General features: G+C 71.3%; 19 protein-coding genes. 9 read left to right on the top strand and 10 right to left on the bottom strand.

Annotated features, from left to right (window positions below; genetic code table 11):
- The first annotated feature begins 93 nt into the window (after window positions 1-93).
- Both Aiant_RS35430 and Aiant_RS35425 read left to right on the top strand, forming a co-directional pair.
- Window positions 94-849, top strand: coding sequence for an ABC transporter ATP-binding protein (locus Aiant_RS35430; RefSeq protein WP_189333987.1), 756 nt, complete (start codon window positions 94-96; stop codon window positions 847-849).
- On the top strand, window positions 846-2,888 hold the full coding sequence (locus tag Aiant_RS35425) for a hypothetical protein (RefSeq protein WP_189333986.1): 2,043 nt from the start codon (window positions 846-848) through the stop codon (window positions 2,886-2,888). The genes Aiant_RS35430 and Aiant_RS35425 overlap by 4 nt, the downstream gene beginning before the upstream one ends.
- A gap of 283 nt (window positions 2,889-3,171) precedes the next feature.
- Here Aiant_RS35425 and Aiant_RS35420 read toward each other — a convergent pair whose 3' ends face one another.
- The 10 genes from Aiant_RS35420 to Aiant_RS35375 all read right to left on the bottom strand — a co-directional run bounded on the left by Aiant_RS35420 (window position 3,172) and on the right by Aiant_RS35375 (window position 15,095).
- Window positions 3,172-3,612: a hypothetical protein gene (locus Aiant_RS35420; RefSeq protein WP_189333985.1), complete on the bottom strand. Its 441-nt coding sequence runs from the start codon at window positions 3,610-3,612 to the stop codon at window positions 3,172-3,174.
- A gap of 244 nt (window positions 3,613-3,856) precedes the next feature.
- On the bottom strand, window positions 3,857-5,206 hold the full coding sequence (locus Aiant_RS35415) for an MFS transporter (protein ID WP_189333984.1): 1,350 nt from the start codon (window positions 5,204-5,206) through the stop codon (window positions 3,857-3,859).
- A gap of 1 nt (window position 5,207) precedes the next feature.
- Window positions 5,208-5,519: a Rieske (2Fe-2S) protein gene (locus Aiant_RS35410; protein ID WP_189333983.1), complete on the bottom strand. Its 312-nt coding sequence runs from the start codon at window positions 5,517-5,519 to the stop codon at window positions 5,208-5,210.
- Window positions 5,516-7,975: a nitrite reductase large subunit NirB gene (nirB, locus tag Aiant_RS35405; protein ID WP_189333982.1), complete on the bottom strand. Its 2,460-nt coding sequence runs from the start codon at window positions 7,973-7,975 to the stop codon at window positions 5,516-5,518. The genes Aiant_RS35410 and nirB overlap by 4 nt, the downstream gene beginning before the upstream one ends.
- Entirely contained in the window at window positions 7,972-10,014 is a 2,043-nt protein-coding gene (locus Aiant_RS35400) for a molybdopterin oxidoreductase family protein (RefSeq protein ID WP_229830855.1), read from the bottom strand. Before Aiant_RS35400 ends, nirB begins: the two co-directional genes overlap by 4 nt.
- A gap of 143 nt (window positions 10,015-10,157) precedes the next feature.
- Complete coding sequence (locus Aiant_RS35395; RefSeq protein WP_189333980.1) at window positions 10,158-10,835, bottom strand: sirohydrochlorin chelatase; 678 nt, start codon at window positions 10,833-10,835, stop codon at window positions 10,158-10,160.
- Window positions 10,836-11,032: 197 nt separating this feature from the next.
- A complete protein-coding gene (locus Aiant_RS35390) occupies window positions 11,033-12,133 on the bottom strand; it encodes a uroporphyrinogen-III synthase (protein ID WP_189333979.1) in 1,101 nt (366 codons plus the stop codon).
- 371 nt (window positions 12,134-12,504) lie between these two features.
- The gene (locus Aiant_RS35385) at window positions 12,505-12,717 is read right to left on the bottom strand and encodes a hypothetical protein (RefSeq protein WP_189333978.1); all 213 of its coding nucleotides are present in this window, start codon (window positions 12,715-12,717) and stop codon (window positions 12,505-12,507) included.
- Window positions 12,718-12,960: 243 nt separating this feature from the next.
- Window positions 12,961-13,488, bottom strand: coding sequence for a hypothetical protein (locus tag Aiant_RS35380; protein ID WP_189333977.1), 528 nt, complete (start codon window positions 13,486-13,488; stop codon window positions 12,961-12,963).
- Between the two features lie 704 nt (window positions 13,489-14,192).
- Window positions 14,193-15,095, bottom strand: coding sequence for an AurF N-oxygenase family protein (locus Aiant_RS35375; RefSeq protein WP_189333976.1), 903 nt, complete (start codon window positions 15,093-15,095; stop codon window positions 14,193-14,195).
- Window positions 15,096-15,156: 61 nt separating this feature from the next.
- Here Aiant_RS35375 and Aiant_RS35370 point away from each other — a divergent pair, with 61 nt between their 5' ends.
- From Aiant_RS35370 to Aiant_RS35340, 7 genes are all read left to right on the top strand, one after another.
- Window positions 15,157-15,840 carry a TetR/AcrR family transcriptional regulator gene (locus tag Aiant_RS35370; protein ID WP_189333975.1) on the top strand — a complete coding sequence of 228 codons (684 nt, stop codon included), beginning with the start codon at window positions 15,157-15,159 and terminating at the stop codon, window positions 15,838-15,840.
- Window positions 15,837-16,139, top strand: coding sequence for a DUF4873 domain-containing protein (locus tag Aiant_RS35365; protein WP_189333974.1), 303 nt, complete (start codon window positions 15,837-15,839; stop codon window positions 16,137-16,139). The genes Aiant_RS35370 and Aiant_RS35365 overlap by 4 nt, the downstream gene beginning before the upstream one ends.
- Entirely contained in the window at window positions 16,132-17,595 is a 1,464-nt protein-coding gene (locus Aiant_RS35360) for a flavin-containing monooxygenase (protein WP_189333973.1), read from the top strand. The genes Aiant_RS35365 and Aiant_RS35360 overlap by 8 nt, the downstream gene beginning before the upstream one ends.
- The gene (locus Aiant_RS35355; RefSeq protein WP_189333972.1) at window positions 17,596-18,465 is read left to right on the top strand and encodes an SDR family NAD(P)-dependent oxidoreductase; all 870 of its coding nucleotides are present in this window, start codon (window positions 17,596-17,598) and stop codon (window positions 18,463-18,465) included.
- Window positions 18,462-19,301: an alpha/beta fold hydrolase gene (locus tag Aiant_RS35350; protein WP_189333971.1), complete on the top strand. Its 840-nt coding sequence runs from the start codon at window positions 18,462-18,464 to the stop codon at window positions 19,299-19,301. Before Aiant_RS35355 ends, Aiant_RS35350 begins: the two co-directional genes overlap by 4 nt.
- A gap of 272 nt (window positions 19,302-19,573) precedes the next feature.
- Complete coding sequence (locus tag Aiant_RS35345; RefSeq protein ID WP_189333970.1) at window positions 19,574-19,882, top strand: hypothetical protein; 309 nt, start codon at window positions 19,574-19,576, stop codon at window positions 19,880-19,882.
- Window positions 19,883-20,002: 120 nt separating this feature from the next.
- The gene (locus Aiant_RS35340; protein WP_189333969.1) at window positions 20,003-20,674 is read left to right on the top strand and encodes a hypothetical protein; all 672 of its coding nucleotides are present in this window, start codon (window positions 20,003-20,005) and stop codon (window positions 20,672-20,674) included.
- The last annotated feature ends 3 nt before the right edge of the window (window positions 20,675-20,677 follow it).

Below are 20,677 nucleotides of genomic sequence, written 5' to 3'. Positions count from 1 at the left end.
CTCTTGTTCGAGCATGCGGCGGATCCTGCCAGATGAGAATGGCACTCACGTACCCGCACCCCGGCCAGTCACGAATTTACATAGGGTGATCAAGTGACTGAGGCAGCTCTGGAAATCCGTGGCCTGACGAAGACATTCGGGGCCTATCGAGCGGTGGATCACGTCGATCTCACCGTACGGCCGGGCACGTTCCACGGCATCGTGGGACCGAACGGTGCGGGGAAATCGACCACGATCGGCATGGCGGTCGGCCTGATCACGCCGGACGCGGGCACGATCCGCCTGCTCGGCGGCGACGCGCTGGCCGACCGGACGCGGGCCCGTTCGCTGACCGGCGTGCTGCCGGACGGCCTGGACTTCCCGGAGCGGCTCACCGGCGCGGAGCTGCTGCACTACTGCGCCGGGCTGCGCGGCGTCACCTCCCCGCGGACTCGCATCGCGGAGCTGATCGAGGTGCTCGGCCTGGCCAAGGGCGCCGCCACGCCGCTCGCCGACTGCTCCACCGGCACCCGCAAGAAGGTCGGGCTGGCCCAGGCGCTGCTGCACGCGCCGCGCCTGCTGGTGCTGGACGAGCCGTTCGAGGCGGTCGACCCGGTGTCCGCGGCGGCGATCCGCCGGGTGCTGCGCCGCTTCGTCGCCGGCGGCGGCACGACGGTGCTCTCCACCCACTCGATGCTGCTGGTCGAGCAGATGTGCGACGACCTCACGGTGATCCACCAGGGCCGGGTGGTGGCGGCCGGCCCGGTCGCCGAGGTGGCCGGCGAGGCCGGCCTGGAGGAGCGGTTCGTCGAGCTGGTCGGCGCGGACGCCCCGGGCGCCGCCGACCTGAGCTGGCTGATCGCCGGATGACGGCCACGGTTGTCAGGTCGCCGGCGAGCACCCCGCCGCCGGCGGCGGTCACGACACTGGTCCGGATGCGGACCACGATGCTGCGGCGCGCGCTGCGCGAGAACCCGGCGCCGATGGTGGCGGCGATCGCCGGTCTGCTCGCGGCCGCCTGGCTGATCCGGTACGCGGTACGCGGCAATCCGCACACGCTCGCCGTCCTCACCGGCGCGTGGGTGCTCGGCTGGATCGTGCTGCCCCTGCTGCTCGGCGGCACCCGCGGCCGGCTGCGTCCCACCCAGCTCAGGCTCGAACCGATCACCGCGGGCCCGATGACCGCCGGTCTGCTCGCCGCGTCGGCGGTCGGCATCGGCCCGGCCGTGTCGCTGGCCGCGCTGTCGTCGCTGCCGGTGCACGCCGCCGTCCAGCACGGTCCCGGGCCGGCTGCGGTCGCGGCCGGCGGTGCGGTCCTGCTCTGGCTGATCGGCCTGACCGGGTCCGCGGTCGCGGTCGAAGCGGTCGGGCGTTCCACCGGAGCGGTCGGCGCCGTGCTCACCGGCACGTTCACCGGCGCGGTGATGGGTGTCACCGGGTCGGTGTGGGCGGTCGCGCCGTGGATCGGCTCGCTGCTGGTGACCGGCCCGCCGGTCGCGGTCCTCGGGATGCTGGAACGGGTGCCCAGCGACTGGCCGCTGGCGGCGGCGACGGGCGGTCCGGGGAAGGCGGCGGGGCTGCTGCTGGGGCTGGCGGCGCTGGCCGGGCTGCTGATCGGCGGGTATGCGGCGCAGGTCAGGCGGGTGCTGGCGGCCGGGGCGCCGTTCCGGCCACGCGGGGCGCGGGCTGTGCACAGTGGCGGGTTGTCCACAGGGGGCTCGGTGAAGCCCGCACTTTCCGGGCACACTGACCGGCGGGGGCGCCCCCAGGGAGGGCGGGCTGGGAGCGCGGCCGGGCCCGCGGCGGGGAGCACGACCGGAAGCGCCCCCGGGAGCACGACCGGAAGCGCCTCCGGAAGCGACTCCGGGAGCACGACCGGAAAAACGGCCGGAAGCACGACCGGAACCCCGACCGCCGCCCGGACCGCCATCGGCACCACGCCGCTCGGCGCGGTCACGGTCCGCGAGCTGCTCTCTTGGGTACGCCATCCCCTGCGCCTGCAATACCTCACCTTCGCCGTCGTCTACGGCCTGCTCCTCGCCACGTTGCCGCTGCTCGCCCACGTCGACCTGCTGGCGCCCTGGGCCGGCCCGCTCGCCGTGCTCTGGGCGGCCGCGATGTCCGCGAGCCTGGTCGGCCTGGACGGCACCGCCCTGTGGATCCCGCTGCTCACTCCCGGCGGGCCGGCCGTCGAGACCCGCGGCCGGGCCCTGGCCTGGCTGCTCCTCGCGGTCCCGATCGGCCTGGTGCTGACCGTCGCCGGGATCCTGATCGCACCCGGTGCAGACCCGCTCCCCGCGCTCGCCGTGCTGCCCGCCCTGCTCGGCGCCGGGGCGACCACCCCGGTCTGGGTCGCGCTGCTGCGGGTCAAGCCGGTGCTCGACGCCCGGCACCCGACAGCGGCCGACAACCCGACCGACATCGTCAGCGTGCTGCTCGCGATGGCCGGTCCGCTGGTCGCGGCGGTTCCGGCGTTCGCCCTGGTGGCGTGGGGACCGCACGGCCTGCGCTGGCTCGCGCCGGTGGCCGGGCTGGTCGCCGGGATCGCGGTGGGGCGTGGCGCGCTGTGGCTGGCCGACGACCGGCTCGCCCGGCGCGGCACCGAGGTCCTGGCCGCCGCGGGTGACCGGAGCGCGCCGCCGCCACCGGCGGTCCCGCTCACCTGGGACCCGCAGTGGTACCGGGACAACCGCGCGACCGCCTGGGCGCTGATCCTGCTGACCGCGGGGTGGGTCCCGGTGCTCCCGCAGGGGCTGCTGGTGCTGGTCCTGGACGTGCACGGCGGCTGGATCGTCGCCTCCCATCTGAGCGGCGGTGCGCGCACCGCCGTCGCGCTCGGGATGGTCACGCTCGGGGCCGCGATGCTGCTGACCGGCCTGGTCCTCTGGGGGCGCCGCCCGCTGAAGTAAAGCGGGCTGCCCGCCCGCTGAAGTAACCCCGGCTGCCGGCGAATGACCACGGAGACGACGCGCCGCGCCCGCGGCTCCAGCCGACGGATACCCCATCGGCCATTCGGCCAGAATGAAACAGAAAAAGTAGGATATTTCCGAATTTGCCGGACGTTAAACATGGGCGGGATAAAAGGCCGGCGGAATGGCGGCGGGCGCCGTTCCGGGCGTACCGAAAGATGTCCTGAAACGGCCGAGGGCCGCATCCTCGATGGATGCGGCCCTCGGCCGAGAGAAGCGTTTCTCAGTTCTTCTTCCACGGACCGTGGCCCGGGCCGTCGTGGTCGTCGAACCCGCCCGGACCGCGGTGGTCGTCGAAGCCACCCGGACCCCGGTGGTCACGGTCGTGGAAGCCACCCGGGCCGGCCCAGCCGTAGTAGACCTTCAGCATCCAGTCGCCGCGGTGGAAGCCGCGCCGGATCGGGATGCAGTCGTGGTCTTCCCACTGGTCACGCCACTCGCCGATCCGGCCGATCCGGTGGCAGGTCATCGGGCTGCGGTAGAACCCGACGATGCGGTCCCGGGACCAGGACTTGGCCGGGGCCTTCTCGGTGGCCGAGGCCTTGGCGGACGGCTGCGGGGTCGCGGCCGAGCCGGTCGACGCGGCGGCCGGACCGGCCCCGATCGCGAGGCCTGCGGCGACCGCCAGGCCGGACATCGCGACAGTGCGCATCAGCTTATTCATGGGATCACCTTTTCGGTAAGAAAGGTAATTTCGGACAAACTGATCATATGGATCGGGCGCCTTTCGGGTTGGCGACACACGAACACGATCAGGTGACCCGCGTGCAATTCGATCTTCGATGAACGTTGATCGACAAGGCATTTCCGCAGCTCATTCAGGATTCACCGAGCGTCAACCGCAGTGGCGGACAAGAAGTGCGGCCCGGTGCGCGAGCGCACCGGGCCGCCGTGAGCGGAGCCGAGGGTCAGACGGCGATCGTCTTGCGGGCGCCGGGCCGCAGGTAGACCACCCAGGTCACCACCACGCAGAGCGCGTAGAACCCGATGAAGGCCAGGTACGCCGCGTCCGCGTCCTTGTAGGTCAGGAAGGACTGACGGAAGGCCAGGTTGACCAGCACCCCGCCGATGCCGCCGACGGCGCCGGCGATGCCGATCACCGCGCCGGAGATCCGCCGCGCCTGGTGGGCGTCGCCGGCGTACTTCGCCTTGAAGATCGCCGGGATCATCTTGTAGGTCGAGCCGTTGCCCAGCCCGCTCAGGACGAACAGGGTGATGAAGCCGCCGATGTAGAGCGGCAGCGACCGCTGCTGCGCGGCGACGAAGACGACGCCGGCGCCCACCCCCATGGCCAGGAAGTTGACGAAGGTGACCTTCGCGCCGCCGAGCCGGTCGGCGAGCGCCCCGCCGAGCGGCCGGATCAGCGAGCCCAGCAGCGGGCCGAGGAAGGTCAGGTACGCGGCCTTGATCGGGGTGTTGAACTGGGTGGCGAACTGCACCTGCAGCACCTGGCCGAACGCGAAGCCGAAGCCGATGAACGAACCGAACGTGCCGATGTAGAGCAGCGACATGACCCAGGTGTGCGACTCGCGGAGGGCGTCACGCATGCCGCGCTTCTCGTTGCGGGCCTGGGACAGGTTGTCCATCCAGAACGCCGAGCAGACCGCGGAGATCACGATGAACGGGATGTAGATGCCGGCCACGATGCCCGGGTTGCCGGCCCCGAAGACCGCGAGGACGAAGAGGCCGACCAGTTGCACGGTGGCGACGCCGATGTTGCCGCCGCCGGCGTTGAAGCCGAGCGCCCACCCCTTGCGGCGCTCCGGGAAGAAGGCGTTGATGTTCGCCATCGAGGAGGCGAAGTTGCCGCCGCCGACGCCGGCGGTCGCCGCGATGAGCAGCAGCGTGTTGAACTCGATCCCCGGCTTGATCATGAACGCCGCCAGCCCGGCCGGGATGAGCAGCAGCGACGCGCTGATGATCGTCCAGTTGCGGCCGCCGAACCGGGCCACCGCGAACGTGTACGGGATCCGCAGCAGCGCGCCGATCAGCGTGGGCACCGCGGTGAGCAGGAACTTCTGCGCCGGGTCGAAGCCGTAGGCGGGGCCGAGGAAGAGCACCATCACCGACCACAGCGACCACACCGAGAAGCCGATGTGCTCGGAGAAGATCGAGAAGTACAGGTTGCGCTTGGCGATCTTCTCGCCGCCGTTCGCCCAGAACGTGCGGTCCTCGGGGTTCCAGTCGTCGATCCAGTGGCCGCGCAGCGTTCTGGCGGCAGGCCGGGTGGTCTCAATCGTCGGAATGGTCGCGGTCATGTCACTCTCCCAGAAGGATCTGACCGTCGTCTTCCCGGACCGGGTAGACGCTGATCGGGGCTTGTCCGGACTGGGAACACCCGGTGGCGAGGTCCCAAGCAAACAGGTGGAGGGGGCAGACGACGATCGAGTTGTCGATCTGCCCGTCGGCCAGCGGGCCGCCCTTGTGCGGGCAGACCGCCGAGACGGCGCGCAGGGAGCCGTTGCGCAGGCGGAAAACCGCGATCATGTCGCCGTCGACGGCGTAGGTACGTCCCTCGCCCAGCGGGATGTCGGTGACCGGGCCGAGGTTGGTCAGGGACAGAGTGTTCATGCGCGCACCGGAACCTGGGGGAGAACGGTCAGGGGAAGGGAGGTACGGAACTGGCCGGGCGTGGCCGGCTCGGCCCGCTCCTTCCAGGGGTCCTTGTACGACTGCACGGCCTCGTCGACGGCCGCGTCCAACCGAGAAGCGATGCCGTCCGCGTCGTCGATGACGATCTCCCGGATCCGGTCGATGCCGATCCGCGGGACGAACGCGTAGGTCCGCTCCAGCCAGTTGGCGTTCTCCCGGTAGTACTGCAGGAACCGGCCGGTCAGCTTGATGACCTCTTCGGCCGAGTCGACCGTGACGAGCAGGTCGCCCTTGCGGATGTGGGCGCCGGCCGCGCCGCCGACGTAGATCTCCCACTTGCCGCCGTCGATCGCGACCACACCAAGATCTTTGACGTACGCCTCGGCACAGTTCCGCGGGCACCCGGTGACGGCCAGTTTCATCTTGCCGGGACCTTCCAGCCCCTGGTACCGCTCCTCGATCGCGATGCCCAGCGCGGTCGAGTCACCGACGCCGAACCGGCAGAAGTCCGAGCCGACGCAGGTCTTCACGGTGCGGAAGCTCTTGGCGTACGCGTAGCCGGACGGCATGTCCAGGTCCGCCCACATCGCCGGGAGCTGTTCCTTGGGCACCCCGAGCAGGTCGATGCGCTGCCCGCCGGTCAGCTTGACCATCGGGACGTTGTACTTCTCGGCGACCTCGGCGATCCGCTTCAGCTCGGCCGGGGTGGTGACGCCGCCCTTCATCTGCGGGACCACCGAGAAGGTGCCGTCCTTCTGGATGTTGCCGTGCACCCGGTCGTTGATGAACCGGGCGTCCCGCTCGTCGATGTACTGGTCGGCCCACATCATCTTGAGCAGCGACGCGAGGCCCATCTTGCTCTTCGCGTCGTGCTCGCCGCCGGGGACCAGCTTGTCGAAGACCGACGAGACGCTCTTGAGTTCGTACTTGCGGATCGCGGCCATCAGCTCGGGCTTCGGCATCGGGACGCCGGGGACGTACCACGACGCCGCCGGGTCCTCCTCGGCCGCGCCGCCGTTGGCCCACTCGACGATCCGCTGCACGAGCGGCTTGCAGGTGCCGCAGCCCTTGCCGGCCCGGGTGGAGTCCATCACGCCGCTGACCGTCTTGCAGCCGGCGGAGACCGCGCCGCAGATGGCGCCCTTGCTGACGCCGTTGCAGTTGCAGACCTGCGCGTCGTCGGCCATCTCGGCGGGCGGCACCTCACCGGCCGGGCCGCCGATGTCGAAGATCAGCCCGGCGCGCTCCTCGGGGAGGGCGGTGCCCCGGTCGAAGGCCTGGATCAGCGACGCCGCCTTGCTGTTGTCGCCGACCAGCACCGCGCCGACCAGCACGTCGTCGCGGATGATGAGCTGCTTGTAGACGCCCTTCTTCGGCTCGTTGTAGACGACCACCTCGTCGGTGTCGTGCTCCGGGGCGATCAGGCCCATCGAGGCGACGTCGATGCCGGCCACCTTGAGCTTGGTCGACAGCTTCGAGCCGGTGTACGCGACGTCGGTGGTGCCGGTGATGTGGTCGGCGAGCACCTTCGCCTGATCCCACAGGGGCGCGACCAGGCCGTACAGGCTGCCGCGATGCTGGGCGCACTCGCCGACCGAGTAGATGTCCGGCTGGCCCTCGACGCGCATCTGGTCGTCGACCACGATGCCGCGCTCGACCGGCAGACCGCTGTTCGCCGCCATCTCGGTGTTCGGCCGGATGCCCGCGGCGATCACCACGACGTCGCACTCGATGACCGTGCCGTCGGCGAGCTTGACCCCGGTGACCCGGTCCTTGCCGAGGATCTCGGTGGTCATCGCGTTGGTGATCACCTTGATGCCCAGCTTGCCCTCGACGCTGGCCTGCAACATCTGCCCGGCCTTCGGGTCGAGCTGGCGCTCCATCAGGTGGCCCATGGCGTGCAGCAGGGTCACGTGGCTGACGTGGTTCTGCAGGCCGCGGGCCGCCTCCAGGCCGAGCAGGCCACCGCCGATCACGACCGCGCGCTCGTGGTCCCGGGCGTAACGGATCATGCCGCGCGTGTCGTCGAGCGTCCGGAAGGCGAAGACGCCCTGGTGGTAGCCGCGCTTCGGGTTGTGCACGTTCTTCATCGGCGGCGTCCACGAGTAGCTGCCGGTCGCGATGATCAGCTTGTCGTACGGGGTGACCACCCCGTTGCTGTCGTGGACCGTCTTGTTCTTCGCGTCGATCCGCTCGACCTTGACGCCGGCGTTGAGCGTGATGCCGTTCTCGGAGTACCAGGCCAGATCGTTGAGGAAGATGCCCTCCTCGGTCTCCACCCCGGCGAGCAGGTTGGACAGCATGATCCGGTTGTAGTTGCCGTACGGCTCGTCCCCGAACATCGTCACGGTGAAGTCCCCGTTGCGGGCGAGGATCTCCTCGACCGTGCGGGCGCCCGCCATGCCGTTGCCGATTACCACCAAACGCTGAGTCACTGGTCGGTCCCTTCTGGTGCGCCGGCACGCGCGATGGCGACCGCGCACACCTTGAAAGCGGGCATCTTGGAGTGCGGATCCAGGGCCGGATCGGTCAGCGCGTTCGCGCCGGGCCAGTGGAACGGCGCGAACACCGTGTCCGGGCGGATGCCGTCGGAGAGCCGGGCGCGCAACGTCGCGACGCCTCGGCGGCTGCGGAGAACGACCAGGTCACCGTCGGCGATGCCGTGCCGGCGGGCGAGGTCGGGGTGGATCTCGGCGCGGGCTTCGGGCAACGCCACGGTGAGCGCCTTCACCCGCCTGGTCTGGTTGCCGCTCTGGTACTGCTGCATGTTGCGGCCGGTGGTCAGGACGTACGGGAAACTCCGGTCCGGGACCTCGGCCGGATCGCGATGCTCGACCCGGATGAATCTCGCCCGGCCGGAGGCCGTGGGGAAACCGTCGGCGAACAGCCGCGGCGTCCCCGGATGGTCCTCACTGGGGCAGGGCCAGAAGACCCCGTTCGACGCCTCGATCCGCTCGTAGCTGATGCCCGCGTAGTCGGCGACACCGCCGGCGCTGGCCCGGCGCAGTTCCTCGAAGACCGCGCGCGGCTCGTCGGTGAAGAACTCGCCGCGGCCGAGCCGACCGGCCAGCTCGGTGAGGAACGTCAGGTCGGTCTTGACCATCGGCGGGGGCGGCAGCGCCCTCTTGCGCCGGATGACCCGGCCCTCCAGGTTGGTCATCGTGCCCTCCTCCTCCGCCCACTGGGCGGTGGGGAGGACCACGTCGGCCAGCTCCGCGGTCTCCGACCGGAAGATGTCGGAGACCACCAGGAAGTCGAGGGCGCGCAGCTTGTCCACCACGTGGTTGCTGTGCGGGGCGGACACCACCAGGTTGCTGGCCAGCACCAGGAGAACCCGGACGCCGCCCTCCTCCTGGATTCCGGAGATCATTTCGTACGCCGAACGCCCCGGTTGCGGGAGTTCGCCGGGGTCGACACCCCACACCGCGGCGACGTGCGCTCGCGCCGCGGGGTCGTCCAGCCGGCGATATCCGGGCAGCTGGTCGGCCTTCTGCCCGTGCTCGCGGCCGCCCTGCCCGTTGCCCTGGCCGGTGATCGTGCCGTACCCGGAGAAGGGTCTGCCGACCAGGCCGAGCGCGAGCGCCAGGTTGAGCCACGCCTGTGCGGTGTCGGTGCCGTTGCTGTGCTGCTCGGCGCCGCGGGCGGTGAGGATCATCGACGGGCCCTCGGTGGCCAGCAGCCGCACGGTCTCGCGCAGCTGGGCCTCCGGGACGCCGGTCATCCGCTCGACCCGCTCCGGCCAGTAGGAGTTGGCCGCTTTCTGGACCGCCGCGAAGCCCTCGGTCCGGGCCCCGACGAAGCCGAGATCGACCAGGTTCTCCCTGATCGCGATGTGCAGCAGGCCGTTCGCCAGCGCCAGGTCCGTGCCGGGCAGCGGCTGGAGGTGCAGGTACGCGCCGTTGGCCGTGTTCGTGCGCCGCGGGTCGACCACGATGTGCTTGGCGCCGGCGGCCCGGCCGGCGTCCAGGTACTGCATGGACGGCGGCATGGCGTCCGCCGGGTTCGCCCCGACCAGCAGCACGGTCCGCGCCTGCGCCAGGTCGGCGAGCGGGAACGGCAGGCCGCGGTCGATGCCCAGCGCCCGGTTCGCCGCCGTCGCCGCCGACGACATGCAGAACCGGCCGTTGTAGTCGATCGCCGAGGAGCGCAGGGCGACCCGGACGAACTTGCCGAGGGCGTACGCCTTCTCGTTGGTCAGCCCGCCCCCGCCGAAGGCGCCGACGCTGTCGTTGCCGTACCGGGCCTGGCTGTCCCGGATCGCCGTGACGATCCGTTCGTACGCCTCCTCCCAGGACGCCTCCCGCAGCGGAGACTCCCGGTTGCCGGGCTCCTTGCGGACCAGCGGCGTCAGCAGCCGGTCCGGATGGTCCAGCAGGTCCGCCGCGGTGAAGCCCTTGGCGCACAGGCCGCCCCGGTTGACCGGGAAATCGGCCGGCTCGAGCCGCACCCGAGGGATCTCGGGCGTCAGCGTCATCCCGCACTGCAAAGCGCAGTAGGGGCAATGCGTCTGGGTCGCCGTCACGAGAGGAACTCTGTCGGCCCGGCGTTAACCCCGACGACCACTTGCGGTGACGCTGTTGTTCGGAAAACCCCACAACCGCGGTGCCACCGATGTGACTACAAGGGGCTGCCGGCGGTTGTGAGGACCTGTTTCCCGCAGTTAACCAGCGCGCCGTCGAATCGACCCAGGACCAGGTCGGCGACCGCACCGTCGTGGCACAGCGGCGGGGTGACCGTGTCCGCGCCGGCGTCGTGCAACGAGCGGTAGAACAGTCCGTCGGCCAGCAGGTAGGCGGCGATCGCGATCCGCTTCGCGCCCGCGGCCCGCAGCTCGGCGACGACGTCCGGGACGCGCGGCCCGGTGCCGGAGACGTAGGCGATCCGGGCCTGCCCGGGCAGCTGCGCGGCGACGCCCTCCACATCGGCGCGCCAGCCCGGGTCGGAGGATCCGGCGGCGGCCAGCACCACGGCGTCGGCCTCCGGCAGGTGACGGGTCAGGCTCGCGAGCAGCACCGGGTCCGGTCCGAGCGGCGCGGTCACCGGGATGCCGGTGCCGGCCACCGCCTCGGCGATGTCGACCCGGACGTGATAGCCGCAGGACAGCAGCAGCGGGACGACGACCGCGTCGGTCACGGCCGGGACGACGTCGGCCACCTTCGGCTCCTGCACGTCGACGTAACACAGCCGCACGTCCAGGCCGGGGCGGCGGCGCGCCACCGCGGCGGCGAGCTCCCGCACCTCCCGACGCCCGGTCGCCGACCGCGTCCCGTGCGCAACAGCGATCAAAGTAGACATCAGGCCCTCCCGATCTGAGATCAAATTCATGGTGACTCGGATCCGCGCTGATCACTGATCGTCGCTCCCGCCAGGGACCCTTCCGGGCTTCGCAGGCCGCTGGCGCGGCCAGAACGCGAAGCCCGCAAGGGCGACGCCCGCGGGTGGAGACGGAAAACCCGGACGGCGCCCCCCACACCGGCGCCCGCGGTGCTCGGTCAGGCGGCCTCGTCCACCCGGAGGCGGTAGCCGCGCTTGATGACCGTCTCGATGTGCTTGCCGGAGCCGAGCGCGGCCCGCAGCCGGGCCACCGCGACGTCCACCGCGTGCCCGTCGTTGCCGCGCGGCAGCGCCGCCGCCAGCTGATCCTTGGAGACCACGGCGCCCGGCCGGCGGGCCAGCGACGCCAGGATCGCCATCGCGGCCGGGGCGAGCGCGTGCGGAACACCGTCGATCAGCACCGCGTGCCCGCGCACCTCCAGCGTGGTACCGGCCACGGCCAGCCGCACCGCCCGGCGGGGCAGCTCGTCGGTGACCGTCTTGATCAGGGCGCCGAGCCGGTACCGCTCCGGCATCACCACCGGGACGTCCAGGTCGGCCAGCGGCGCCGCGGTCACCGGCCCGACGCAGGCGGCCAGCGTCTTGTCCCGGAACGCGCCCGCCACGTCGGCGTTGATCTCGCCGGCGACCTGGAGGAACGCCTTCACCGCCGGCGCGCTGGTGAACGTGACCGCGTCGATCTGCCCGGCCGCGACCTGCTCGGCGAGCCGGCGCACCGGGGCGATGTCGGGCGGGAAGGCCCAGCGGTACACCGGCACCTCGACCACCGCGGCACCGGCCGAGCGCAACGCGTTCACGAACTCGGTCTGCGGCTCGCCGTGCTCCTGCACCACGATCCGGCGCCCCGCCACGCCGTCGCTGAGCAGCCGCTCCAGCACCTCCTCGGACGCCTCGGTCTTGGCCGCCCAGTCCTCGCTGAGCCCGGCCGCCCGGATCGCCCCGCACGGCTTCGGCCCACGGGCGATGATCGCCGCGCCGCGCAGCGACAGGCGCAGCGCGTCGCCCAGGCCCCAGCCCTCGGCCGCCTCCAGCCAGCCCCGGAACCCGAACCCGGTGGTCGCCACCACGATGTGCGGCTCCAGCCCGATGCAGGCCTCGGTCGCCGCGCGCAGCGCGTCGTCGTCGATCAGCGGCACGATGGTGATCGTCGGCGCGCCGACCACGCGGGCACCGCGCCGCTCCAGCAGCGCGGTCATCTCGCTGCGGCGCCGCTCCGCGGTGACCGCCACGGTGAAGCCGGCCAGTGCACCCTCGGTCATCCGGTCTCCATCCTGTGTCACCGTTTCCGCTGCAAGAGTCCCCAGACCTGGTTTCGGGCCCGCCACCCGAATGTTTCCGGCCCGATAACGCCGCGTCACTTCTCGCGCTCCGGCCGTGTGACCCCCATGATCATTTGCCGGGCCGGGCTCCTGAACAGGGCCCCCGCCGCACCTCATGGTCCTCCAGCAGGTCCCCGCTCACCGGTGAAGCAGAACACACCGCTCGTGCCGCGCTCCGGAATGCCGGGATCAGCGGCGACCTGACACTCGGCTGGTGGCGGAGGGACACCGATGGCGGATGCGTCCGTGGGAGGCCGCCCTCGCGGTCACCGGTGGCACCGCGGGGTTTCCGCACAGCCGCCCCGGAGCGGTCAGCGGGGGTCGTCGGGGTGCTCGAAGAGCGAATCGGTGACGCCGAGGATGCCGCGCAGTTCGTTGAGCATGTGGAAGGCGGCGATCCGGCCGTCCAGGATGCCGACCCGGTAGTCGGGGCCGACCTCGGGGTCCTCGGCGATCTGCGGGTCGCGGAATCCGGCGGCCCCGTCCACCCGTCCGGCGTTGTAGGCCACCAGCGCGTCGTCCATCGATCCCTCTCCCCACCCGGCATACGTCGGGCGTCAATCTCGCACGCCGCCGCACACCCGGCCCACCGCCCTTCGGCCGCCTTGGATCCGCCCGTCGGTTGGTGGCGCTCCCCCGCTCGTCGCCCGCAACCGGCAACCAAGCTGAAACCGTCCCGCACCCGAGCGACGTCCCTCACGCCGCCACCCGGACCGGCACTCCGGAGCCGCCGCCACACGAACCGGCGCCGGAGCCGGTCGAGCGGATCAGTAGCCGTCGAGGTCGTCGAAGTCGGCCACGTCCGGTGGCTGCGGGTCGATGCCGAGGGCTCGCAGGTCCGACTCGGTGAAGCGGGCCTCGGCGCGCTCACCGAGGATGACGGTGAGCAGATCGTCGAGGATGGCCAGGTGGTCCTGGCGGTTCTCGTCGGTGCGGGTGGCGATCCGGTGGCTGGCTTCGTAGACGCGGGCGCCCGCGTCGCCGGTGTCGTCGAGGTGACGATGGAGCAAGCCGGCCTCCAGGAAGCCGGACCACGGGGTGGTCAGCCGGTTCAGGGAGCCGGCCGTGGATCGGAACAGCATGAAGAGCACCCTGGCGCGCTGATCCGGCATGCCCTCGAAGGTCAGTTCGATCGCGAAGAGCCGCTGGAGGCCGTCGAGCATCGCCCGGTGGTGCGCCCGCAAGGCGCCGTCGTAGGACTCCGACTCGGACCCGTAGTCGCCGAGGCCGTTGCCGCCATCCGCGGCAACGTAGGCGTGGAGCAGTGCGGCCCGGCCATACGTCAGCTCTTCCATGCCCGTGGATCTTCGACGGTCCCGCTCCACCGCGCGCGCCATTTTCGGGCCGGGATGCCGCAGCCGGGTTTCGGGTTTTGATCTCCGGAACCACCCGCGGACAGCGAAGACATCCCATGTGCCAGGAATGTCAAGCCGCTTGACCCGATCCCGCGTCTGCCCAGGGCGCTGAGGACCAGCCGAGGAGTGTCGGGCTGGACCTGGTGGCCCTATCCGAGCGTGGCATAGGGCGCTGAAGACCAGCCGAGGAGCGTCCGGCTGGACCTGGTGGCCCTATCCGAGCGTGGCATAGGGCGCTGAAGACCAGCCGAGGAGTGTCGGGCTGGACCTGGTGGCCCTATCCCAGAGCGGAATAGGGCGCCGAGGACCAGCCGAGGAGTGTCGGGCTGGACCTGGTGGCCCTATCCGGGAGTGGGATAGGGCGCTGAGGACCAGCCGGGGTTTGATCTCCGGAACCACCCGCGGACAGTGAAGGGTGGGCTGATCGCCCTGGACGCGTCAGCGGCCAGATCAGGCCGCCCGGCCCGCGCGGGAGCATGCGATCCGTACCCGGGCGGGCCCGCGTAAATGAAGATCTTGATCGGGAAACGCACCGGCCCGCGCCTTCGGAGGACGCGGGCCGGACGCGCCCCGGACCGGTCACCCGGGACGATCGAGGCGGAGAGAAAGACCGGAAGCGAGCGGCGCGGAAGGCCGCACGGAAATCAGTGCGAGAGAAGCCCGCTCGCCTTCCAGAGGGACTTGGCGGGGCCGCCGCCGATCAGATCGAGATCGGACAGATATCCCACGATCCGCTCGCCTGCCCAGCGCATGGTCTCGCGGTGGTACGGGTTGGCGCGGGCCGCCCGCCGCCCCTCCTCGGGGTCGATGCCGACCGCCTTGTAGACGCGCGGGTCGACCAGGCGGGTGCCGGTCAGGTACGCCGCGCGGGCGATGACGATCTTGTCGAAGGCGAGCCGGGACTTGCCGGCGACGCGGATCTGGCGGGCCAGCTCCTCGCGGGCGAAGCGGACGTGCCGGGCCTCCTCGACCACGTGGATGCGGGAGACCATCCGGACCAGGGGCTGCACGCTCTCGTCGGCCATCGCCTCGCGCTGGAGGGTGTCCAGGATCTCCTCGGCGATCAGGATGGCGGCGAACATCCGCGGGCCGGTGGCGGTGTGCGCGATCCAGTTGCCCAGGTGCCGGTCGAGGCCGTGCGGGCGGTAGACCGGGGTGCCGAGGCGGCCGATCATCTTGCCGAACATGATCGAGTGGCGGCACTCGTCGGCGATCTCGGTGAGGCCGTACTGGGCGTGCGCGGCGGTCGGGTCCTGCTTGAAATATCCGCGGATGAGCAGCTGCATCAGGATCGTCTCGAACCAGACGCCGAGGCCGGCGATGCTGGCCACCTCGTGCTTGGTGAGCTCGATCCGCTGCTCCACCGTCAGGCGGTCCCAGAGGGCGGTGCCGTAGAGGCTGGACCGGTGCTCCGGGACGAAGTACTTGCCCTCGACGAACGGGGCGTCCCAGTCGATCTCGATCTCCGGGTCGTAGGAGTGCTCGGCTGAGGACCGCAGCAGCCGGGTGGCGGTGCGGTCCCGGTCAGGCGGGGTCACTGTCGTCATGGCGGCCTCCAGGAGCCTCAGGTACTTGACGTTACCCGGGGTAACAGTTACTTCTAGTACTATGAACTCGGTCACTCCACCCGTCAACACCGACGGTCGCCGCAATCGATGGGACGGTCATCGCGAGCAGCGCCGCACCGAACTCACCGCGGCGGCGATAGAGGCGATCCGGCAGCACGGGCCGGAGATCGGCATGGAGGCGATCGCCGCGCACGCCGGCGTGAGCAAACCCGTTCTCTACAGATACTTCGCCGACAAGTCCGAGTTGTGGCTCGCGGTCGGGCAGGCCGCCGGGGCGATGGTCCTGGAGGCGATGATCCCGGCGGTCGCCGAGGTCCGCGAGGAGCGGGCCGCGATCGCCGCGGCCATCGACGTCTACCTGGCGCACATCGAGGGCGATCTGAACCTGTACCGGTTCGTCGTGCACCAACCCGACATCGCCCGGCACCGCGACGTGGTCGCCGACGTGATGGACACCGTGGCCAGCGGTCTGGCCCGGATCTTCGGCGACCGGCTGCGGGCCCGCGGGCTCGACTCCGGCGCCTCGCTGCCGTGGGCGTACGGCGTCGTCGGCTACGTCCAGTCGGTCGGCGACTGGTGGCTCCGGCAGCAGCAACCGATCAGCCGCGAGGCGCTCGGCGAGTACCTGACGACGTTCCTCTGGGGTGGCGTCGCCGGCATCAGCCGCGCCGCGGACATGCCCGGTGGCCTGGCAGCTCAACAAGAAGGGTGGGCGAACGCATGACGGACGAGGAGGAGTACCGGGGACCGGCCACGCTGATGCTGGACGACGGCCCGGTCCCGGTCGAGGTGCGGATGTCCGCGCACTTCGAGCCGATCGAGGGCCGGTTCCGCTGGGCCGGGCGCACGAACCCGGTGGACGACCTGCGGGAACGCGTCAGCAGCGGACTGCGGAAGGCCACCATCGCGATCCCCGGAGCGCCGGAGACCGCGGTGAAGCTCAGCGAGCCCGACCCGTGGGGCGGCGTCCGGATCACCGGGGCCGGCACTCCCCCGTGGTTCCCGGTGGTGGCCGGTGAATGACGTCGACGTACTGATCATCGGCGCCGGGTTGTCCGGGATCGGCGCGGCGTGGCGGTTGCAGCGGCAGCGGCCGCGGGACACCTACGCGATCCTCGAGGCGCGGGACGCGATCGGCGGCACCTGGGACCTGTTCCGCTATCCCGGGGTCCGATCCGATTCGGACATGTTCACGCTGTCCTATCCGTTCCGGCCGTGGCGGGAGCCGGAGTCGCTGGCGTCCGGCGACAAGATCCGCCGGTACATCCAGGAGACGGCCGACGAGTCGGGCATCTCGAAAAATATCCGTTTCAACGCGAAAGTAGTCAGCGCCGAGTGGTCCTCGTCGACCGCCCGCTGGTCGCTGAAAACGGAAAAAGGCGATATCTACACCGCCAAATTTCTGTACGCGTGTGCCGGCTACTACAACTACGCGGAGGGTTACCAACCCGACTTCCCCGGACTCGACGACTACCGGGGCCGGCTTGTCCACCCCCAGTTCTGGCCCGAGGACCTCGACTACACCGGCAAGCGCGTCGTCGTGATCGGCAGCGGCGCCACCGCCGTCACCCTGGTCCCGGCCATGGCCTCCGACGCCGAGCACGTCACCATGCTCCAGCGCTCCCCCACCTACGTGATCCCGCTCCCCAACAAGGACCTGATCGCGAACGTGGCCCGCCGGGTTCTGCCCGCCCGGGCGGCGAACCGGGTGGCCCGCGCCAAGAACGTCTTCGTCACCCAGGTCTTCTACCAGGTCGCGCGCAAACGCCCGAAGCAGGTCCGCAAGGTCCTCCAGGGCCTGGCCGGCCGGTTCCTCAAGAACCCCGGATACGTCGAGGAGCACTTCAAGCCGCACTACGAGCCGTGGGACCAGCGGCTCTGCGTGATCCCGAACGGCGACCTGTTCACCACCATCCGCTCCGGCCGGGCCTCGGTCGTCACCGACCACATCGACGCGTTCGTCCCGGAGGGCATCCGGCTCAAGTCCGGCAAGGTCCTGGAGGCCGACATCGTGGTCTCGGCGACCGGACTGTCACTGCTGCCGGTCGGCGGGGTCCAGGTCAGCGTCGACGGGACCCCGGTCGATCTCGGCCGGCTCTCTGCCTACCGCGGGCTGATGCTCTCCGGCGTGCCGAACCTGGCCTACTGCATCGGCTACGTCAACGCCTCCTGGACGCTGCGTGCCGATCTCTCCACCCGGTACGTGCTCAAGCTGCTCGACCACATGGAGCGGCACGGCTACGCCGTCGCCACCCCGACCCAGCCCGCCGGCGCCGGCCGCCCCCTGCTCGACCTCTCCTCCGGGTACGTCCAGCGGGCGCTGGACAAGTTCCCGCGTCAGGGCGACCGGGACCCGTGGCTGGTCCGGCAGAACTACCTGCGCGACGTGGTCTCCACCCCGCGCGCCGACGTCACCCAGGACATGACCTTCGTCCCGCACACCGTTCCCGCTCCCGTCCCCCACACCGAGGTGGTCTGAATGGCCCGTCTTGATCCCTACCGGTTCGCCGGTCGCACCGCCGTGCTCACCGGCGCGGCCAGCGGCATCGGCGAACAGCTCGCCTACGGCCTGGCCCAGCGCGGCAGCGACCTCGTCCTGGTCGACGTCGACGCGGCCCGGCTGGATCCGGTCGCGTCCCGGATCCGCGGCGCGCACCCCGCCCTCGACGTCCGAACGATCGTCGCCGATCTCGCCGACCGCTCCACCGTCGAGGCGCTGGCCACCCGGATCCGCGCCGAGCACCCGTCGATCGGCCTGCTGATCAACAACGCCGGGATCGCCCTCGGCGGCCGGTTCGACCAGGTCGGCATGGACCAGTTCGAGCAGGTGCTGAACGTCAACTTCCGGGCTCCGCTGCTGCTCACCCACGCGCTGCTGCCGAGCCTGGACCGGGGCAGTCACCTGGTCAACGTGTCCAGCCTGTTCGGGCTGATCGCGCCGCCCGGGCAGAGCGCGTACTGCGCGAGCAAGTTCGCGCTGCGCGGGTTGAGCGAGTCGCTGCGCGGCGAGCTGTTCGAGAACGGGATCGGGGTCACCACCGTGCACCCGGGCGGCATCCGCACCCGGATCGCGGAGAGCGCGCTGATCGGCACCGGCGTACCGGAGTCGGAGGTCGCGCCGACCCGCAAGCTGTTCGCCTCGCTGCTGAGCTACCCCGCCGACAAGGCCGCCGAGCAGATCCTGCGCGCGGTCGCCCGGCGCAAGGCCCGGCTGCTGATCGCGGCGAACGCGAAGGGCCCGGACCTCTTCGCCCGCATCGCGCCGGTCATCACCGCCAACGTCATGCGGTCGCTGGCCGCCGCCACGGTCAAGGCCGCGACGCGACCCAAGGTCGGTGCGGGGCGATGAACTACGTGACGGTACGCGACAGCCGCATCCGCTACCACGAGACCGGCGACCCGGACGCCCCGCCCGTGATCCTGCTGCACGGCATCGGCCGCAGCCTGGAGGACTGGTCGTTGCAGCACTCCCGCTTCGACGACGGGTACCGGGTGATCAGCATCGACATGCCGGGCTTCGGGCTGTCCCAGCGGCTGCCCGCGCCGACCACGCTGCCGGTCCTGGCCGACGGGGTCTGGGCGACGCTGGACGCGCTCGGCGAGACCCGGCCGGTGCACCTGATGGGCAACTCGCTGGGCGGCGCGGTCTCGATGACCATGCTGGCCGCCGCCCCGGAGCGGGTGTGCACGCTGACCCTGGTGAACAGCGCCGGGTTCGGCAAGGAGGTGACCTGGGCGCTGCGCGTGCTGGCCCTGCCCGGCCTGGGCCGGACCATGCTGCGCAACATCAACAAGGTGTCCGCGCCGCGGGTGGAACGGACCCTGTTCCGCGACCGGGCCCTGGTCACCCCGGAACGGGTGGCGATGGCCATCAAGATCGCCAAGCAGCCGGACTTCGCCCCGGTCTACCTGGAGATCGCCAAGGCGCTCGGCGGCTTCCGCGGCGTGGCGCCGGCCTGGCGCACGTCGCTGCTGGACTCGCTGGCCGCTCAGGTCAAGCCGACCATGATCGTCTGGGGCGACCGGGACATGATCCTGCCGAGTACCCACCTGGCCGCGGCCCGCACGGCGTTCCCGCACGCGAAGTCGCACCTGTTCCCCGACACCGGCCACATGCCGCAGATCGAACGGCCGGACGAGTTCGCCGGCCTGGTCCGCCCGATGCTCGCCGAGGTGGCCGTCTGAGAGCTGGGGCCGGGCGGCGGGCAAGGGGGCGCCGCCCGGCCCCACAGTCGGGATGTTGACCTTCTTTCACTCGGCGGTGCGGTTGCGGAACTCCACAGTCCAGGTTGGATGGACACATGCGCCTTGTGATCGGTGGATTGCTCGCGGTTACCCTCGCCGGCTGTTCGGCGCCGCACCCGACGGCGGTCCGGGCGCGACCGCTGTCCGCGCCCGAGAGCGCTGCACCCACGGTCGCGGCCGGCCCGGCACGGCCGATGGGATCAGGACAGGATTTGCGTACGCCCGAACTCGCGGCCCGGGTGACGGTCCGTGAGGTGGCGGCCGGTTCCGGGTTCGCGGTGCAGGTCTCGGTGCGGGTGCTGCGCGGGACCTGGGAGTTCGGCCCGGCCGCGGTGCGGATGCGGTCCGCGGACGGGGCGGAGAGCACGCCGGTGCTCGAGAGGGCCAGCCGGGGTGCGCGGACGCTGCACGCCGGGGTCGCGCAGAGCTGGCAGATCCCGTTCGGCCGGGCGGCCGGGGCGGGCGCCCACCTCCTGCTCAGCACGCCGGCCGGGACGGCGCTGGCCTGGATCACCGGCTGAGCGACCGTTAGTGATTATGCGAACGCACCCGTGAGGAATTCCCGGATTTGTGGCATCCTCCGCTGACCCAGCAAGCCCGCGGCGGCCTGGGGCGAACACCGAAACCACGGGGGCGAGCCGATGACCGAAAATCAGCATGACACCGGCGCTGACCGGATCCGGGACACCGGACCGGTGAACGCGGCGATCGGCCTGCTCGGGCTGGCCGTCACCGGCACCGGCCTGTGGCTCGCGCTCAGCCAGGCGGACACCGTCATCACCAAGATCCTCGCCGGGATCGGCGTGGGGGCCGCGGCCCTGGCGGTCGCCGCCGCGGTGCTCAGCGGACTTCTGTCGCTGACCCGGCGACGCTCGACCGGCGGCACCGCCGCCGCCGGGCTCCTGAGCGTCTGCGGCCTGCTCCTGATCACCGCGTCCGGCCTGGTGGTGGCTTCCGGGCGGACGGCGCCCGGCCCGGCCTGGACGCCCGGCACCCCGCAGATCAGCGCACAGACCACCGGCCAGGGCGACCCGGGCGGGGTCACCGTCCAGGTCGTCATGCCCGGCCTGGACCCCGGCCGGCCGATGGACGTCGAACTCGACGGCTACGCCTTCGACGGCACCAAGCTCATCCTCGGCCGCTCTCTGGCACCGGCCGGCGCCGACGGCATCGCGCGCACCACGCTCGCGGCCACGAGCGAGAGCGGCAAGCTGACGGTCGAGGTGAGCATCCCCGGCCGGATCTGCAGCCAGGACCTCCCGCTGCACGACGCGGACGCCGCCGTCCCCGCCCTGCGCTGCCGCGACAACTGAGCC

The organism is Actinoplanes ianthinogenes, from assembly GCF_018324205.1.
GTDB lineage: Bacteria > Actinomycetota > Actinomycetes > Mycobacteriales > Micromonosporaceae > Actinoplanes > Actinoplanes ianthinogenes.
The sequence above is the reverse complement of the archived record's forward strand: the minus strand, read 5'-3'. Positions and strand labels throughout refer to the sequence as shown.

Bases quoted from the DNA above. Each gene is read 5' to 3' on its own strand.
- Aiant_RS35370 (WP_189333975.1), top strand. From the start codon at position 15,157: ATGAACTCGGTCACTCCACCCGTCAACACCGACGGTCGCCGCAATCGA.
- Aiant_RS35400 (WP_229830855.1), bottom strand. From the start codon at position 10,014: ATGACGCTGACGCCCGAGATCCCTCGGGTGCGGCTCGAGCCGGCCGAT.
- Aiant_RS35365 (WP_189333974.1), top strand. From the start codon at position 15,837: ATGACGGACGAGGAGGAGTACCGGGGACCGGCCACGCTGATGCTGGAC.
- Aiant_RS35410 (WP_189333983.1), bottom strand. From the start codon at position 5,519: ATGAACACTCTGTCCCTGACCAACCTCGGCCCGGTCACCGACATCCCG.
- Aiant_RS35350 (WP_189333971.1), top strand. From the start codon at position 18,462: ATGAACTACGTGACGGTACGCGACAGCCGCATCCGCTACCACGAGACC.
- Aiant_RS35425 (WP_189333986.1), top strand. From the start codon at position 846: ATGACGGCCACGGTTGTCAGGTCGCCGGCGAGCACCCCGCCGCCGGCG.
- Aiant_RS35340 (WP_189333969.1), top strand. From the start codon at position 20,003: ATGACCGAAAATCAGCATGACACCGGCGCTGACCGGATCCGGGACACC.
- Aiant_RS35415 (WP_189333984.1), bottom strand. From the start codon at position 5,206: ATGACCGCGACCATTCCGACGATTGAGACCACCCGGCCTGCCGCCAGA.
- Aiant_RS35375 (WP_189333976.1), bottom strand. From the start codon at position 15,095: ATGACGACAGTGACCCCGCCTGACCGGGACCGCACCGCCACCCGGCTG.
- Aiant_RS35355 (WP_189333972.1), top strand. From the start codon at position 17,596: ATGGCCCGTCTTGATCCCTACCGGTTCGCCGGTCGCACCGCCGTGCTC.
- Aiant_RS35390 (WP_189333979.1), bottom strand. From the start codon at position 12,133: ATGACCGAGGGTGCACTGGCCGGCTTCACCGTGGCGGTCACCGCGGAG.
- Aiant_RS35420 (WP_189333985.1), bottom strand. From the start codon at position 3,612: ATGAATAAGCTGATGCGCACTGTCGCGATGTCCGGCCTGGCGGTCGCC.
- Aiant_RS35380 (WP_189333977.1), bottom strand. From the start codon at position 13,488: ATGGAAGAGCTGACGTATGGCCGGGCCGCACTGCTCCACGCCTACGTT.
- Aiant_RS35395 (WP_189333980.1), bottom strand. From the start codon at position 10,835: ATGTCTACTTTGATCGCTGTTGCGCACGGGACGCGGTCGGCGACCGGG.
- Aiant_RS35385 (WP_189333978.1), bottom strand. From the start codon at position 12,717: ATGGACGACGCGCTGGTGGCCTACAACGCCGGACGGGTGGACGGGGCC.